Annotated in this window: 18 protein-coding genes and 3 pseudogenes; all 21 read right to left on the bottom strand. The window is 34.5% G+C overall.

Annotation, left to right across the window (positions count from 1 at the left end):
- Positions 1-37: 37 nt before the first annotated feature.
- Positions 38-181 (bottom strand): hypothetical protein, encoded by a 144-nt coding sequence (locus ADH99_RS10505; protein ID WP_160313165.1) that lies wholly within the window; start codon positions 179-181, stop codon positions 38-40.
- Between the two features lie 191 nt (positions 182-372).
- Positions 373-3,141: an HNH endonuclease gene (locus ADH99_RS03810; RefSeq protein ID WP_049554966.1), complete on the bottom strand. Its 2,769-nt coding sequence runs from the start codon at positions 3,139-3,141 to the stop codon at positions 373-375.
- Between the two features lie 515 nt (positions 3,142-3,656).
- On the bottom strand, positions 3,657-4,103 hold the full coding sequence (locus ADH99_RS03815; protein WP_065427309.1) for an NUDIX hydrolase: 447 nt from the start codon (positions 4,101-4,103) through the stop codon (positions 3,657-3,659).
- Positions 4,104-4,251: 148 nt separating this feature from the next.
- Positions 4,252-4,815, bottom strand: a complete 564-nt coding sequence (locus tag ADH99_RS03820) for a hypothetical protein (RefSeq protein WP_049554968.1) — start codon at positions 4,813-4,815, stop codon at positions 4,252-4,254.
- Positions 4,816-4,881: 66 nt separating this feature from the next.
- The gene (locus ADH99_RS03825) at positions 4,882-5,643 is read right to left on the bottom strand and encodes a hypothetical protein (protein ID WP_049554987.1); all 762 of its coding nucleotides are present in this window, start codon (positions 5,641-5,643) and stop codon (positions 4,882-4,884) included.
- 154 nt (positions 5,644-5,797) lie between these two features.
- Positions 5,798-6,190: a hypothetical protein gene (locus ADH99_RS03830; protein ID WP_049554969.1), complete on the bottom strand. Its 393-nt coding sequence runs from the start codon at positions 6,188-6,190 to the stop codon at positions 5,798-5,800.
- On the bottom strand, positions 6,187-6,390 hold the full coding sequence (locus ADH99_RS03835; protein ID WP_049554970.1) for a helix-turn-helix transcriptional regulator: 204 nt from the start codon (positions 6,388-6,390) through the stop codon (positions 6,187-6,189). The genes ADH99_RS03830 and ADH99_RS03835 overlap by 4 nt, the downstream gene beginning before the upstream one ends.
- A 189-nt stretch (positions 6,391-6,579) precedes the next feature.
- Positions 6,580-7,038: a hypothetical protein gene (locus ADH99_RS03840; RefSeq protein ID WP_049554971.1), complete on the bottom strand. Its 459-nt coding sequence runs from the start codon at positions 7,036-7,038 to the stop codon at positions 6,580-6,582.
- A gap of 41 nt (positions 7,039-7,079) precedes the next feature.
- On the bottom strand, positions 7,080-8,282 hold the full coding sequence (locus ADH99_RS03845; RefSeq protein WP_198408233.1) for a DNA helicase UvrB: 1,203 nt from the start codon (positions 8,280-8,282) through the stop codon (positions 7,080-7,082).
- Between the two features lie 96 nt (positions 8,283-8,378).
- Entirely contained in the window at positions 8,379-8,903 is a 525-nt protein-coding gene (locus ADH99_RS03850; protein ID WP_049554972.1) for a cysteine hydrolase family protein, read from the bottom strand.
- Between the two features lie 51 nt (positions 8,904-8,954).
- Positions 8,955-9,521, bottom strand: a complete 567-nt coding sequence (locus ADH99_RS03855; RefSeq protein WP_049554973.1) for a hypothetical protein — start codon at positions 9,519-9,521, stop codon at positions 8,955-8,957.
- A 108-nt stretch (positions 9,522-9,629) separates the two neighbouring features.
- Positions 9,630-10,358, bottom strand: a complete 729-nt coding sequence (locus ADH99_RS03860) for a hypothetical protein (protein WP_152903685.1) — start codon at positions 10,356-10,358, stop codon at positions 9,630-9,632.
- 110 nt (positions 10,359-10,468) lie between these two features.
- Entirely contained in the window at positions 10,469-11,086 is a 618-nt protein-coding gene (locus ADH99_RS03865) for an SAP domain-containing protein (RefSeq protein ID WP_049554975.1), read from the bottom strand.
- 85 nt (positions 11,087-11,171) lie between these two features.
- Positions 11,172-11,996 (bottom strand): ADP-ribosylglycohydrolase family protein, encoded by an 825-nt coding sequence (locus ADH99_RS03870; protein WP_049554976.1) that lies wholly within the window; start codon positions 11,994-11,996, stop codon positions 11,172-11,174.
- A 411-nt stretch (positions 11,997-12,407) separates the two neighbouring features.
- Complete coding sequence (locus ADH99_RS03875) at positions 12,408-12,899, bottom strand: nucleotidyltransferase (protein WP_049554977.1); 492 nt, start codon at positions 12,897-12,899, stop codon at positions 12,408-12,410.
- 2 nt (positions 12,900-12,901) lie between these two features.
- On the bottom strand, positions 12,902-13,081 hold the full coding sequence (locus ADH99_RS03880; RefSeq protein ID WP_082160249.1) for a hypothetical protein: 180 nt from the start codon (positions 13,079-13,081) through the stop codon (positions 12,902-12,904).
- Between the two features lie 26 nt (positions 13,082-13,107).
- A pseudogene (locus tag ADH99_RS10710) lies at positions 13,108-13,197 on the bottom strand (class I SAM-dependent RNA methyltransferase); the annotation flags it as partial.
- A gap of 28 nt (positions 13,198-13,225) precedes the next feature.
- Positions 13,226-13,747, bottom strand: a complete 522-nt coding sequence (locus ADH99_RS03885; RefSeq protein WP_082160250.1) for an RDD family protein — start codon at positions 13,745-13,747, stop codon at positions 13,226-13,228.
- A 154-nt stretch (positions 13,748-13,901) separates the two neighbouring features.
- The gene (locus tag ADH99_RS03890) at positions 13,902-14,282 is read right to left on the bottom strand and encodes a VOC family protein (RefSeq protein ID WP_049554979.1); all 381 of its coding nucleotides are present in this window, start codon (positions 14,280-14,282) and stop codon (positions 13,902-13,904) included.
- A 45-nt stretch (positions 14,283-14,327) separates the two neighbouring features.
- Positions 14,328-14,592, bottom strand: a pseudogene (locus ADH99_RS10275) (recombinase family protein); the annotation flags it as partial.
- Between the two features lie 37 nt (positions 14,593-14,629).
- A pseudogene (locus tag ADH99_RS10565) lies at positions 14,630-14,852 on the bottom strand (VOC family protein); the annotation flags it as partial.

Below are 14,852 nucleotides of genomic sequence, written 5' to 3' on the forward strand. Positions count from 1 at the left end.
TCCGGTTTGTTGTTAATAGATAATGACTACGCAAAAATTAAAAATAAGCAATTTCTGCATCTCCATAATCAATAATATCCATTGTATTTGATGACATTTTCAAGCCAATTCCATGCTCCGATTCTCTAGGAGAACCAAACTCTAGCCCAAAAATAAAATCTGGCTCGTCATCTTCTGACAATAGATGTATTCCCAATAATATACTTTGTTTTCATGTTACACATAACTCCAATTAAATTATTATTAAATTTCTGTACTCCAAATTTCGGCTTTAACTAATCTCAAACCTTTTAACATTAGGAATTTATTGTTTTAACAATGAATTTAGATTTAATATAAAAATAGTTCGATTGTAATTAACACATTGAACCTCTAAAGATTTTGTTTTATAAGTTTATCAAACTGATTTTTCCTTTTTTGGATTTGTTTCGCTTTTCCTTTATAGATAAATCCTTTATTAAAATTCTTTTCAATTTGTTGATAATCTAATTTATCGACAATACTATCAAAAATCTTAATATCGATTTCTTTTATCAATTGAATAAACTTTAAAAAGTATATTTCTTCGAATTCTAGTGATGTAATAGTATTAATTTTCTCAATAATTTGAACGGTATTTTCCGAAATTATTCTTTTAGTTTTTTCTTTATCTGTTTTATATAAACTTTTTAATGCATAAAAGCTAAAGTTCCACCATCTTTCTGTAAATAAATCTATCTTTATACCTTTATCGAATGCCTTTATACCGCTTGTGGGTGACATCGATATTAAAGGAGAATACATAGTTGAAATTTCATCAAGATTATTTGCAATGAATTTTTTTGCCACTTTAGGATAACCTAAATATAAAATTTCACATAATTCTGAAATTTCAAAACTACTTTCCCAACATTGCCTTGCTTTTTCAGACAACTTGTTTATATCAATATTATTGACAATTCTCCTTGCTTTCTGCCTATCATGAAGGGCAACTAGATACATGATTGGTTGTATAGCATGCCAATCTCTTGGTTGACAATTAATGATTACTTCAGAGAATTCTTTTTCTGGAAGTACTGATACTATTAATTCAGATGATCTCTTTTCCAAGGTTGTGGGTCTATGCCCTCCCAATAAGTTTATACCACATATGTATATGAAAAAATCAAAACTAAATAAATAAATGGCATCTGACATATTATTTAAAAAGTATTCTTCATATATAGGAATTAAATTCCAAATACAACGGTGTATATACTCGGGATTAGTATATATAACCAAACACAAAAAATCTGTTAACTCTGCAATATTTGAAATTGTAATTATTTCCGTAAATTTATTTATAGACTTCTCTAACATTTTCCCCACTAGCAAACAGTCTTTTTTGGGAAGTGAGAATAGCAACCGGTTGTATAATTGTCCCCAAGAATAAAAGCTTGGATTTTCTTCTTTATACATTGATTCATGTAGGTTTACCCAATTAATTTTCTTTATAATTTCTTTATGTTTCTTGAGATCTACATTAATTAAAGTATTTATCAAATGAGAATAGGCATACGCTGTTTCATTATTTGCTTTTTCAATCCAATCAAGCAATACTGCTTCGTTTTTATTAAAATAAAATCTACCATTTCTTTTACACTTCATAGTAAAAACTTTCTCAATAAAATAAGCTATTTCCATTTTTTCTTTAGAAGATTCAATATAGCTTATATCATTTAAAATTGTATCTATCATTTTTTCAGTTATAATAAATTCATATCCACCATAACCACTCATTCCATTGCATAGCCAGACAACCCCTAACGTCGAAACCTCTTTTCTCAGAACCATCTCTTCAATTAGCTTAAGTATTATTTCTTTTCTATTTGCAGAGCTATCTTTAAAAAACAACGCTATAATTACTTTTGCACTTTCCATATGAACAATACGTAAATCTTCTTCAGAGAGCAAAATCATCTTATCTATTAAATAATCTAAATCCTCTCTTCCCCAAATTAATGAACTATCAATTTTTTTTAATTCATTACATATCCAGTTAAAATCCACATTATTATCTAGTTTTAGTATTTGAAGAATAGCAATTGCCACTACGAGGAGAGAACGGTTATTCTTTGTACAAATGGCTTGATACCGTTCTTTCATTGTATGCCACCCTCCTCGTAATATGTAGTTAAATTGCCACGGCGTTATGGCTTTTTTTGCTTCTTTTAGTCTCCACTCTATTGGTTGACTTGCAAGGGTTATTCCAATACTATTATCACAACTGTGTACTACCGAAATAATTTCATCTTTCTTTTTAAGATAATCCATATATATAATTTCAACTGCATCTTTATTAGTCAATAATATTGTATCTTGTTTAACAACTGTTGAAATCGTCTTTGCTAGTAATATCTTTAAATTGGGTCTTGAAAGATTTTTTAATTCGGTTATTACTTTATCAGATAGTCTTTGAGCATCATCAATCAAATAAAAGGATAATTCAGAGTTATTTTTAATTGATGTAACATCGATATCTTCTGTACCGTTATACTCATAGACTCTCCAATTATTTTTAAAAAATTCATACGCAACTTGATAGACACATATAGATTTCCCACATCCCGTTTCACCTTCCAATATTGCATAATCTACAATTGACAATTGGTGTATTATTTTTTCGACTTGTGGAAAACACGGACAAGCTTCAACATCTGCTGACGTTAAGCGATATCCCATAATCGCATGCGATAAATCGCGTTGATAAGAAAAATCAACTTCTTTCCATATTTTTGTATTAACGGGTTCATAAAAGGCTTCCTGATTTATTTTTTGTTTTTCAATTATACTTAATATTTTCTCCACATGCCTTAGCGCCATCTCATGATAAAAACGTAAGTTAGCAACCTTGAAAATTTGATTTGTTTTCTCTCTATTACATGCTGCACAGGATGGTAGGTAATTTTCAATCGAGTCAACAATAAATCCATTTCTGTTTAATTCAGTAAAATATTCCTTAACTTCGTTATCAACGGTTGCTTGTGGATTAGATGGTAGAATATGGTCTATTTGCATATCACGTTGCTGAATCGTTCTTCCGCAATATGCACATTTTTCTTTATATGCCTTAAATATAGCGGAACGTAAATACGAACTATCTTTTTTATATTGGTGAAACATTTTTTCCTCCCATCACTAATTATTAGTAATTATTTTAATTTTTTCTTTCCCATCCTCACAACATACAACTCTTCGTTTTTATCGACAAGCTGGCTAAGTAGCTCGTGGCACGATTCGAATCGTCTTTAATTGCGGCGTTCGAGGCCTCATAGTAGATGATTTTAGCTACGGTACTTGTATTGGTTCGTTAACGCTTCGAAGTAATCGTTACTCTCGTGAGCGATGGCTAAATCATTGAGAGCATATACTTTTTCCTACTGATTTATAATCAATATCATTTCTCCAAAGTCGCAATCTGCCTGCATATGATTGCGGTTACATATTTATTTATATCTTCAATCAAAATAACTGTCCTAGCCCATTATCTCATGTTCTCTTTGTCGCTTCAATGGCTTAAGGAAGATTATTTATCACCTTTTTCAATCTACCTCTAATATTTTTCTCATAATATTTACCAGAACTAAACAAACCGGAGCCCTTTATGGGGCTCCGGTTTAGTTAGTTTGGAAAATAATCTATTCTAACCCTATATCAATCTGTTTTATTCCAGCTTTCCAAAGGGGTAATTCTTTTATTAAATATTGAGGTCGTATATCATACTCATTTAATCTTTGGAGGTCTATCCATTCACATTCATATTTCCCTTCATCCAACGTATGAGATGGAACCTCCCCTAGAAGAGTCACTTTATAATGAAATTCAATCATATGATGGAGTTCGCCTTTATAATCAAATCGATTTTCCACAACAAACATCGACTCTTCGACTTCACAATCGACACCTAGTTCCTCTTTCACTTCCCTGGCTACAGCTTTTCGGCTTGCTTCGCCTACCAATATTGCTCCGCCCACTAAGTGATTTTGGCCTTCTACCTTATAAGTGAACAACTTTCCATCCTTCACTACAATGGCTGATACTCTAACGCCATATCTATAAGTATCTCCTATTACTCTAAAATCCACGGTAATCACTTCTTTCTGAAAAATGAATACAACTATTATAACACAGTTCTTATCCTTGTGGATTCCGCATAAAAATAACACCTTATCCTACTGACAAGGTGTATCTATTCGTCTATATGAACTTCCACACTTTCCTTGGTTAAAACGACTATTTTTTCTCTTTTTTATTCTTAATAAAGATGATGATTACTATACAAATCACTAACCCCGTAGCTGCTGGTTTAACGAGCGCCATTCCATTTTCTCCACTAGAAAGGATACTATGGACGACCTTTAATACAGCTCCAGCGATTACAACCCATAATAATTGTCCCCATTTTCGATTCCAAGTAGTATAAATCATAAAAATAAAGAATAATAAAATCAATGTACAAACGATTATTTTCTCAGTTGTCCAACCACTCGTTAAATAGTTCTTTTCAAACTCTAAGAATAAATGAACCTGTTCATCCACCGCTTCCGGTTTTGGAAACCAAAACATACTCGTGAATAAGCCAAAAATCGACATAAACAAAATCGAAAAAGATTGTTTATAAGCACCAATAACAATTGGAATTATAAACAATGGTCTGATATACCAACTGAGAATATTTTGGTGTCTTGAAAAAGCCCACGTAAAAAAATCTCGATTTGTAAAAAACATATAAATCAATACTACTGTTGAAATCGCAAAAAAAAATCCCACTATTCTATCTAATTTTTTAATTTTCATTCTCTATCTCCATTAATTCAAAAACTTATTTATCTTTTTACAAAACAATTTGTAATGATACTTCTTTTATCTTTCAAGTGTCCCATTCAATAGAACCTTTGCCATTCTCACCACATACAACTCTTCATCTTCATGAACCAGCTTGCTTAGTAATTCGTGAGCCCGAGCCGCATCGCCTTTAATGGTGGCATTCAAGGCTTGATAGTAGATAATTTCTAACTGTGGGTACTTGAATGCGTTCGTCAAAGTTTCGAAGTAGTCGTTACTCTGGTTCGCGATGGTTAAGTCATAGAGAGCCACACTTACTTGTTCGGTTTTCTTGGCCAATGTCTCTTCTGTAATCGTCAGCTCGTTAAGCAGTACATCCAGTTCTTCTCGGCTTAATTCTGGCTGACTCAAAACGACTGAACGAATTAAATAGCTTTCCAAAATATCCTTAAATTGCGGCTTAAGTCCCTCCAATTCCAAAGCTTCTTTGGCTTTCTGAACCGCTGTTTCAAAGTCTCCTGTCATGTAGGCGTAAGAGACTTCTGTCGTTTTTGCATCAATCTGAAGGGCAGCTCTTTTGGCCGTTTTATTGAATTCGATATATTGTTTCCACGATGCTAAATCCAAATCCACATGGAGTAATTTGGCTACAATACCTAGATACCATTTATTGATTAGTTGGATCCCCAATAATAATCCTGCGAAGATTACTAGAACCCCCACTGTTTGAAGAAGCGTATCGCTGATTACCACTGCCACGCAAAGAATCAGAATCATTGCTACAATTCCCGCGCCTCTAGTATATAGTGTGTATTTTTTTCGTACTGATTGGTAATCCATTGTTTCTCCTCCAAACTCTCTCTCATTGCCACTCAAACCTGCTTGTTTCGCTTTCAAGTACGGCAATATCATTTTCAAAATACAATCTGAATCCATTATCTCACGTTCACCATTTTGCTTCAATGGCTTATGGAAGAATATTTGATAACAAGTTTTAATATTTATTCTCATAATACTTACTGATAAAAAACATAAGAACAGGAGAGCACGCTAGCGAAATAGTTAACAACGTTGCAGGTAAGTACGCCTCTACTTCAATACAGATAACTGCAATAATTCCTATTAGGAGCATAAGTACAGATGTCATCGTTGCATTTACTTTATCTCTGATTTTTTCATTTCGTTCATCATTCATACTAATTTTGTAATCACGGTCCTTTGCTAATAGTCTAAGGTGTGTGAGTTGTACATATGAAACAGATACGCTGATGGCAAAAACAAAAGTCAACAGCACTTTGATAGCTCCATTCAAATTAAGAGTCCACGATAGAATCAAACTACAAAGTCCGATTACATATCCTAAATACCAGATTTTATTAGTCTTCATTTTTCATCCTCCTCATAAATAAATACCTCTTCAATCGATACATCAAAGAACCTAGCTATCTTAAATGCCAAGATAATGGACGGGTTGTATCTTCCGTTTTCTAAAGATCCCACCGTCTGCCTTGAAACTTCAAGCGCATTCGCCAGCTCTTCTTGCGTAATTCCTTTTGCTTTTCGAATTTCTTCCAGTCTATTCTTCACATTCAATCACCTCTCTAGATGGAAAGTTTACTTTACATACAATATAATTACTTTTTAGCAAAATGTCAAGTTTACTTTCCATCTAGAAGCCAAAAATACCGGAGACCTTCGACGGGACCCCGGTTTTTGAACAAATCATTTTGACAATCTAACAACTTAGAAATGTTCTATTGTCTCCATAATTTCATACTATTTATGCTTTGTGTCATCTTGATTATATTCATTAATTATATCTACTAAAATTTCTCCCGCCATCAATAACCACTCTCCGGCTTTCTCTTTCCTTATTTGTCTACAGCTTTCACACAGTGTAGAATCCGGATTATGTAAGTTTTTTCCACAATCTGAACAGATACCTTTAATATTTTGCTCTGTAATATCGTTTTCATAGCCACATTTTCTACAAATATGTTTGCTTAAGTTTTTGTCAAAGCCTTGCTGATTATTCAAATATACACCACACTCATCACAAAACCAAAAAATAAAATCATCAAGAAATTCTTCTTCAGTAACCGTACAACCACAATCGTTACAAATCCACGCCTTTCTTGATTTGCTAAACCTTAACTTTTCACCACAAGAAGGACACTCCATCCATCTTTTTATATTCTTTATATAGGCGTAAGTTAATTTATCTTTATTATTCATTTTGATATTCCACCTTAATTGTACTAAATAATAATTTAAGACTATGCTAATAAGTAAATTTTTTCGTTATCAAAACAAATTTGTTCTGTATAATTATAAATTTGAACAATATCTTCCATTTTTTCCACAAACACTTTAGTACCTGGATCTCCTATTGTTTCAAAAGTTTTTACAGCTTTTTGTTCCATACTCTGGGCATTCTTTTGTAAATTGTCTCCTTTATCTAGTAAAAATTCATCTACTGAACCATCTTTTACTATTGGAATGCTTCCAATTAATTTACCCATTGCTTTTCCGGCAGTTCCTAATCCCTTTACGATATTTGCTTCAAGTGCAGATTTACCCATTTTTTCCAATTTGAATGAACATTCATCAAATAATTCTTTGTAGGTATCCGACATTAATTTTATATCCTCTTTAATTCCTGTAACATACTCTTCTTTAAAATTCCCACTTAACATGATTTCCATCATTGAAGCCAATGAAAATGTATATAAGGATAATCGATAATATTGAAACTTTTTCTCTAAATCAGCCAAAGTTGAATTTACCTTATTCTGAGCTACAATAAATTGTTTAGATTTTAGAACTTCATCTACCTTCTTTTGATAGGCATTCATATTTTTTCTTGCAGTTCTTTGAATATCTAAAACTAATTTATGATTACTAGATACAAAGTGTTTATTGTCCCAGTTCATTTTATATTTAGAAATAATATTCATAAGAATTTCAACGTCAGCTTCGATTTCCGCTTCTTTTTCTACTTCTAAAAATTGTAAAATTTGCCTTCCTGTTTCAGAAATCTGTTTTAGTTCTTTTTCAATCGAAAATAACGCAACAGCCATCATCAAAGTAGCTGGGTTAATTGCAGCCGCAGCTTGCTGTGCAGAAGTTGTAAGAGGTGACACTGCTTGAAGTTGCGCAAATTTTGAGCCACCAGTTGCTGTGTGGAAAGCTCCCCAAAAATTACCATTTTTTGCAAGTTTTAAAGAATCTCCCACAGCAGCGTTTGCTAATCGATATAATGTTTCATTAGAACCTGTTAGTTTATTAAGCGCTGGTAACAATGTAGCAACTCCCGTACCAAGTGTCGCTAACCCTGATATAGGCACACTTAGAACTTTATTTTTTTCAATAGTCACTCTTGCTTCTTGCAGTAATCCTTCCGTTAACTCCACCAATTCTACTTCATCATTAACTTTCTCAAGATCACTATTATTTCCAATTTTTATAATTTCACCCATAGTCTTTCTCCTCTGTATTTTTACTTAATAATTTTACTTCGCCTGCTTCTGATTTCAATTTATTTTATAGTTTCCTTACCGAAGACAAATCGACTGTTAGCCTCTCTCTTTGTACTCATCGAAGTATAGGACATCGACTTGCCCCGACCAATCCAAGACGCAGCCAACGAAGTCCACAAGGTCTAATCCCGGCATTTCATAAGTGTCGCCGTCATTGACGCTCCCCGTTGCATCTTCAATATAAGTCACCTTATAGCCTCTGTCTGAAGCGATAATAGCCGAGAATAAGCAACAATATTCCGCGTTCAGTCCCGTAATTACCACTTCGTCCACCGGATGGTTCGCAAGAATTGCCTTCAACTCTTCGCTTTTGAAAATATTTGGGGAGTCTTTTTCTACGATAAAATCCGCATCCGCAGAAAGCTCTTCATCCAGCTCTCCTCGATGGTCGCCCTTGTAAATAATACTCTCCTCAATCTCATCAATATGACGCGTATGAATAATGAGATCCCCGCTCGCTTTAAACATCTCTTGTAACTTCAAAATATTCTCTCTAAGCAGGTCAAAATCCCCTCTAGCTAGCATCCCTTTTTGGCAATCTAAAACAATTAGTGCTTTCACTTATGGTGCTCCTTTAATTTTAATCGGACAACTATGTCTTCGCAACATCCTTTAGTTTAACGATTGAAGCTCTTCTTCCACATATTCCTCTACATCTTCAATCTCTACAAACAGCGGGTCTATGTGGCATAAGAAGTACCAATCTTCGGCGCCTCGTTTTCTGAAGAGAATCGCTTCTCCGTCTTCACTTCCAAAAAAGCTTCTGTCGACTTCATATCCATTGCGTTCTAAAAAGTCTTTTGCCTTGCGATAGTTTGCTTCTCTGGCTTCGACATAGGATTTAACTTCATCGTTATTAACGACATAAGCATCTACTTTTGTAGCTCCTTCAACAACTTTATCGTTTTTAACCGATAGATTTGAAATCTCTTTCCAAATAATGTCCACATTTTCTTCGGGCTCAAACGAAAATCTAGATAAAGGGACAATATTTCCATTGAAGACAATTTCCATATAATCCGGTAAGTGTTTAGGATTCACATACTCCACTTCAAAACCATCTTCGTTTTCTAGAGTATATCCAGGGATTCGAGCGACAAAGGCTTTCCCTTCTTCTAAAGAATCAAACGCGACTAAATCTTTTTTATAATCACCTTGATACAATTCCAATATAACCATCGAGAACCTCCTAAGCTTTTCTTGTATATGGTGCCTTGGGAATGAACCTCATCACGCAACGTTCTTCCTGGCAAATCGCGCTAGTCCTTCTTTCCAGCCCAAGCTACTTTAACTTTTTTGCAACAAATCTTGATGGTCGATGGCCCATTGGATCCAACCTGACCACTCCACCGCCAAGTGAATTTGGTGGTCTTTTACAATAGAATTAGGGCATAGCGCTGGAAACTCGACACAAGTGACCGTCTCAATTCCTTGTTCTACATTACGGAATTGATGTCTCACTCCTCCAATAATGGTCCCGTCTTTTAGTTTCGCTATTCCGACGATTTGATACGGATACTCTTCATCCCGAGGCGTTTGAATTCCCTCTTCTTCGTTAAACTGAATAAAGAATTGCATTGGGAAAGGAGCATTCCCCGTTTTTTCAATGACCTCTAGTTCCTCTTCTCGGGGCACTAAGGCATAATGTTCTGGACAAACGGACAAATTAACTTTCAAATTTTCGGGTGTGTTTAAAAACGTAACGTAATCAATCACCTTGCCTAAAGTTTCTACATCAATTCCTTCTGCATAAATTGTAGTCATAGCCTTTTTTCTTCTTTTTCCGGATAGTTTAGTCGCAATCTTTAGACTGATGTCGCCTAATTTTAGCTGATTCTGAATTTTTGCGACAATCGCATCATATCCTAACTCCACCTTTTTCTCGGTTAACTCTTCACATAATTGTTCCGTTGACGCTTCCCCATCATAAGAAAGCCCCAAGTTTTTATAAACTGAAATTACATGTTTTCTTTTCCATTCTTCCAACGCATTAGCATCAAAAAATTTTTCATTCATTAGAATGTCCATTTTTCTCACCAACTTTCTTTACGTTTAACCTATCTTTCTTCTATAAACCTTTTAAAGAAAATAGAGGCTGCCGCTTCACCCACTACCCTAAGAGTTGCTTATTTACGATACTCCTCTATTTTGTGGCTATGTTCTTTCAGAAGCTGTTTGGAATAAACTTTTTCATCTTTTGAATCTCGAACTTCCCTCCAAAGGATAGCTGCAACGGTTAGCTTGTTCGCATACTGATGGCTACTTTCATCTGAACAAAAGTCTTTTAAAAATTGGTTCCATTGACAAGCCGAATGATCATACTTGGCGTAATCTGACTCTCCATAATAAATTTTAATCATATCTTGAATCGTAAATTTTAAATCATTATCCCTTTTTACTTTTCGCCAAGCGGTTGCCATATCCGCATTGAATTTAAACGGACTGACCCCTGTTACTGCTGAAAAATAATCTCTAAACTTCTGGTTAAAAGAAAACCCACAGTTCAGGAGCGGAGTCTCTAAAGTGATTACTTCGGATTGAGTTTTATGGCTTTTTCTCAAAGATTTCTCTATTTTATTTCCCTGAAAATATTGTTCAATAATAAAAGTCAATTCTTTCTTCGTACCTCTGTACTCTAAACCAAGAGACTTACAAATTTGGGAAAGTTCCTCTCGATACCAATAGTATTGGTTAAATTCTTCAAATGATTTTATCTCTTCAAAACTAGGTCTGTTTTCCGCCAAACTATCCCCTCCATTCTTCAAATCTACGACAGTAACACGAATTCGCATGCCCTCTCAAAGTGTGGTCATACGGCTATATATACGATTATTTGATTACAACAAATTCTTCCCATCGTCTGAGCACATCTTTTAAAGGCTCATCCAAATAGGTATAGACCTTATCCTGAATCCAATCAGGAATTCCATAAGCTGCCTCTGCGATACTTCCTGTGATGGCAGCAAGAGTGTCACTGTCCCCACCAAGAGAAATCGCATTTCGAATCGCATCTTCAAAATCTGTACTCTCCAGAAAGGCAACGATGGCCTGAGGAACGGTATCCTGACACGTTTCATTGAATCGATATGTTGGGCGAATTTCATCCAGCGTTTTAGAAAGGTCATATCCATACTTTTTCTCGATATGTTCCTTAACACGTCTTTTGATTTCCGCAGGGTTCTCGCTACCATCACCACCGCAGAAATAACGGCACATAAAAATCGCATCCACTGTTGCCATTGCGCCTTTGATTCCTTCTGGATGGTTATGCGTCACCTCTGAAGAAAGTTGCGCCAGACGTTTTCCCTCGGACGGCAACTCGCTTGTTGCAGCCTCCATCACCCAAGCGCACGGAGAAACGCGCATCGCAGACCCATTCCCAAAACTATTGTAAGGCTCACGGTTGTCAGTCATAAGCCACCGGTTAAACCTAGCACCGTAATCCGCGTTTGGATACATTCTGCCGTACTTCTTCATGGCATCAATGAAGTCATCCTTCTGTCCGCCATTCATGATCGCTTCCGCCACAGCACAGGTCATCACCGTATCATCTGTGAAAAAACAATCGTCCCTAAACAAGGGAAAATCCTTCGTTTTAATATTATTCCATTCATAAACAGACCCAACAACATCTCCAACAATTGCTCCTAACATAAATATCCTCCTTTAAAAATACCCATTATAAATATCGTTTACTTAAGAATCAGCTCGTACAAGCAACGCCACACACTCCACCTGTGGTAATATTCTGCTTTTATACTAATAAACAAAAGGCAATGAAAATCATTTTAAAATGATACTGTGGAACGGAAAGTTGATCACTTCTTCCAAAAGAAACGACATCCATAACTCCACTTAAAATTACAATTGATAATTCTCTAACATTAACCATCTAATTATAAAATCGTTACTTTCAATAATGGATAAGCTGATTTAAAATTTAAAATCCTTTTCTTTACTAATTCTATTACTAGCCAATATAGTATAAATTAAATGACCTATAAAAATGATGATAAAAATAACATAGCAGCCAGTCTTACAACTTACTACTTTTCATATGATAATTTACAAATGTCTTTCCAGCCACTCGATCTTTTTAAAATCCTTATTGTTATTGTGATCATTTCGATAGGAGTCTTGAGAAGAAGCTTTGTAAATACTTAGATACTGTTCCAGACTTGGAAGACGAAAAGTGATGCCTTCAATCTGAATAAGCTCTATATCCGATTCCGAAACTCCTGCAAAATCAGATAAGGTATCGATACTTCCAAATTCAACACTCACTCGATTCTTTTTGAATTCATGCTCATGAATATCTATTAAGACGTAGCCTAAGTCTTTCATCACTTTCATTATCTTGTCCCAGTCATAAATTCTGAGATGATCAGGTGCTTCCCAACCTCTAGGGTCACCAGGCACATGAATGTCAATGTCAGACGGCCCCCAATTTTCTTTCGTTCTAAACTCCAATCCCAAAGAACCCATCAGTGTCGGTGTAATTCCGACTCGATTTAAATGGAAACAAATGGTTTTAAATTCTTCAAATAAGAGACTCATGTTTACTCTAATCCTTTCATATAAATGTTCGTTATTTCTACTTTATTACCTTGAACAAAATCATCTTCATTTTCTAGAGTATATCCAGTTATTTTGGATATAAATTCTTTTCCTTCTTTTAAGGACCCAAATGCCACTAGATCTTTATAAGAAGGATTTTGATATAATTCCAACATATACATCTCTAGTCCTTCTGATTTTTGAACGATTATCCACATTTCACTAACAAACTTACACACTCAACATGCGCGGTCATCGGGAACATATCCACGGGTTGCACGTACTGTACCTCGTAGCCTCGTTTTTTTAACTGCTAAGTTAAATCACTAATTGTCACCCTCTAGCTGGACCTGTGTATGAGCTAGCAAATCTCCTAGATGCCTTTTATCTTTCCTAAAAATTGCCATTGCCAGTAACAACAATGCAAGTAGGGTTGCTAAAGACGAGAGGATAATGGATATTAGATCAAAATCACTATAGACTCCATGAATAGTTCCCATATGCCCTAATTGCCAAGGTAAAAATTTGATGAAATTTCTAATTAAGCTGGCCTGAATTGTTTTTTTCTGATAGACCAGACGAAGCCCTGCTTTTGATTTCCCAAAACTTCCATTTTTTGCATAATCCAAAAATGTGAAATAAAGCATGATTGGCAGAACACTGATAAAAAATGTAAGAGTCTGTGCCTGAAATTCTGTTTGCATTGGTACACCATTAAAAACAATGTAGTAATAAGTTATAGCGCAAAGAAACAGAATACCCAAGTAAGTTATGATTATAAGATAATCAAATAGTAGTTCGGTTATTCTTTTTTTAACCGAAATAGGATTAATTTCCAAAATCTCCATTATTTTATCCTCCTGTCTAAGAACGTACAAGTAGTGATATCCTCTCAACATGAAATAAGTGAACTTTAAGTATGCCAAGTGAACCTTTCTGTATCTGGACACATAGCTACAAACTGAAATTTACCATTTCTCATCATTACTGAAAATTTTCAAGTTAATCCAAGCAAATTTCTATTTTAATCCTATCCGGATCTTCAAAATAGACTGCATAATGTTCAGCACCACCGGCATATGGATATTGATCATCGTAAAGCAAAACTATATTTCTCTGAATAAGATTCTTCCTAATTTGATCGATTTTATCCTTAGTTTGACAACGGAAAGCAAGGTGATTTAAGCCAATATTACATCTATTGTATTTGTTATTAAGATACTTTTCTTTTGTCTGTACAAAAACAATATAAAATTCGTCCTTTTTATAGGAAAATCCGTCTTTCCATACTTGGAACAACTCAAAACCTAAAACGCTCAGTATCCAAGAATAGAATTCCTTGGTGTTCTCTAAATTACTTACATAAATCTCAATATGATGCATCGTTTCCCCTCCATCTGGTGCTGGAAATATCAATATACTCAATTTTTACTTCGCTGTTGCCTCATCTCGCACAAGCAACGCTATACACTCAACTTGCTCATTATTGTCCAAATCTATATTCAAATCTTCGTCTATGATAGGAAACTTGAAAGTAATTGACTTTAGCCACTGTCCATTAGGCTGCTTCTCTTCATAAATTTGAATTTCAGCTATCAAAGCTTCTATTAACTGATAACTGACCTTCTAATTCTTCAATGAGCTTAAACTTTGTAGAATGACTCTTTCTTAGCTCTTTTTGATAATTCTCTATAAATTCAAATTATCATTTCTCGCTAAATTGATATTTGTTAATTTGTAAATCTTAACAAATACCCGTTTGGATCTTGTATTAAAAACTCTATTTGCGTTTCTTCTATTCCATTAACTTGATATATGTTTCTAGTTAGTTCTCTGTATAATTCTATATTCAAATTCTTCACTAATTGATAAAGTTCTTCAATATTATCGACAGCTATTGAAAAATTTATTCCTCTTCCTAATGGATATACTAGTTCACCTATATTCCAACCA

The sequence above is a fragment of the Granulicatella sp. 572.rep1_STHE genome (assembly GCF_001073445.1).
Lineage (GTDB): Bacteria > Bacillota > Bacilli > Lactobacillales > Aerococcaceae > Granulicatella > Granulicatella adiacens.

Bases quoted from the DNA above. Each gene is read 5' to 3' on its own strand.
- ADH99_RS03810 (WP_049554966.1), bottom strand. From the start codon at position 3,141: ATGTTTCACCAATATAAAAAAGATAGTTCGTATTTACGTTCCGCTATA.
- ADH99_RS03820 (WP_049554968.1), bottom strand. From the start codon at position 4,815: ATGAAAATTAAAAAATTAGATAGAATAGTGGGATTTTTTTTTGCGATT.
- ADH99_RS03825 (WP_049554987.1), bottom strand. From the start codon at position 5,643: ATGGATTACCAATCAGTACGAAAAAAATACACACTATATACTAGAGGC.
- ADH99_RS03830 (WP_049554969.1), bottom strand. From the start codon at position 6,190: ATGAAGACTAATAAAATCTGGTATTTAGGATATGTAATCGGACTTTGT.
- ADH99_RS03840 (WP_049554971.1), bottom strand. From the start codon at position 7,038: ATGAATAATAAAGATAAATTAACTTACGCCTATATAAAGAATATAAAA.
- ADH99_RS03845 (WP_198408233.1), bottom strand. From the start codon at position 8,282: ATGGGTGAAATTATAAAAATTGGAAATAATAGTGATCTTGAGAAAGTT.
- ADH99_RS03855 (WP_049554973.1), bottom strand. From the start codon at position 9,521: ATGGTTATATTGGAATTGTATCAAGGTGATTATAAAAAAGATTTAGTC.
- ADH99_RS03860 (WP_152903685.1), bottom strand. From the start codon at position 10,358: ATGAATGAAAAATTTTTTGATGCTAATGCGTTGGAAGAATGGAAAAGA.
- ADH99_RS03870 (WP_049554976.1), bottom strand. From the start codon at position 11,996: ATGTTAGGAGCAATTGTTGGAGATGTTGTTGGGTCTGTTTATGAATGG.
- ADH99_RS03875 (WP_049554977.1), bottom strand. From the start codon at position 12,899: ATGAGTCTCTTATTTGAAGAATTTAAAACCATTTGTTTCCATTTAAAT.
- ADH99_RS03880 (WP_082160249.1), bottom strand. From the start codon at position 13,081: ATGTATATGTTGGAATTATATCAAAATCCTTCTTATAAAGATCTAGTG.
- ADH99_RS03885 (WP_082160250.1), bottom strand. From the start codon at position 13,747: ATGGAGATTTTGGAAATTAATCCTATTTCGGTTAAAAAAAGAATAACC.
- ADH99_RS03890 (WP_049554979.1), bottom strand. From the start codon at position 14,282: ATGCATCATATTGAGATTTATGTAAGTAATTTAGAGAACACCAAGGAA.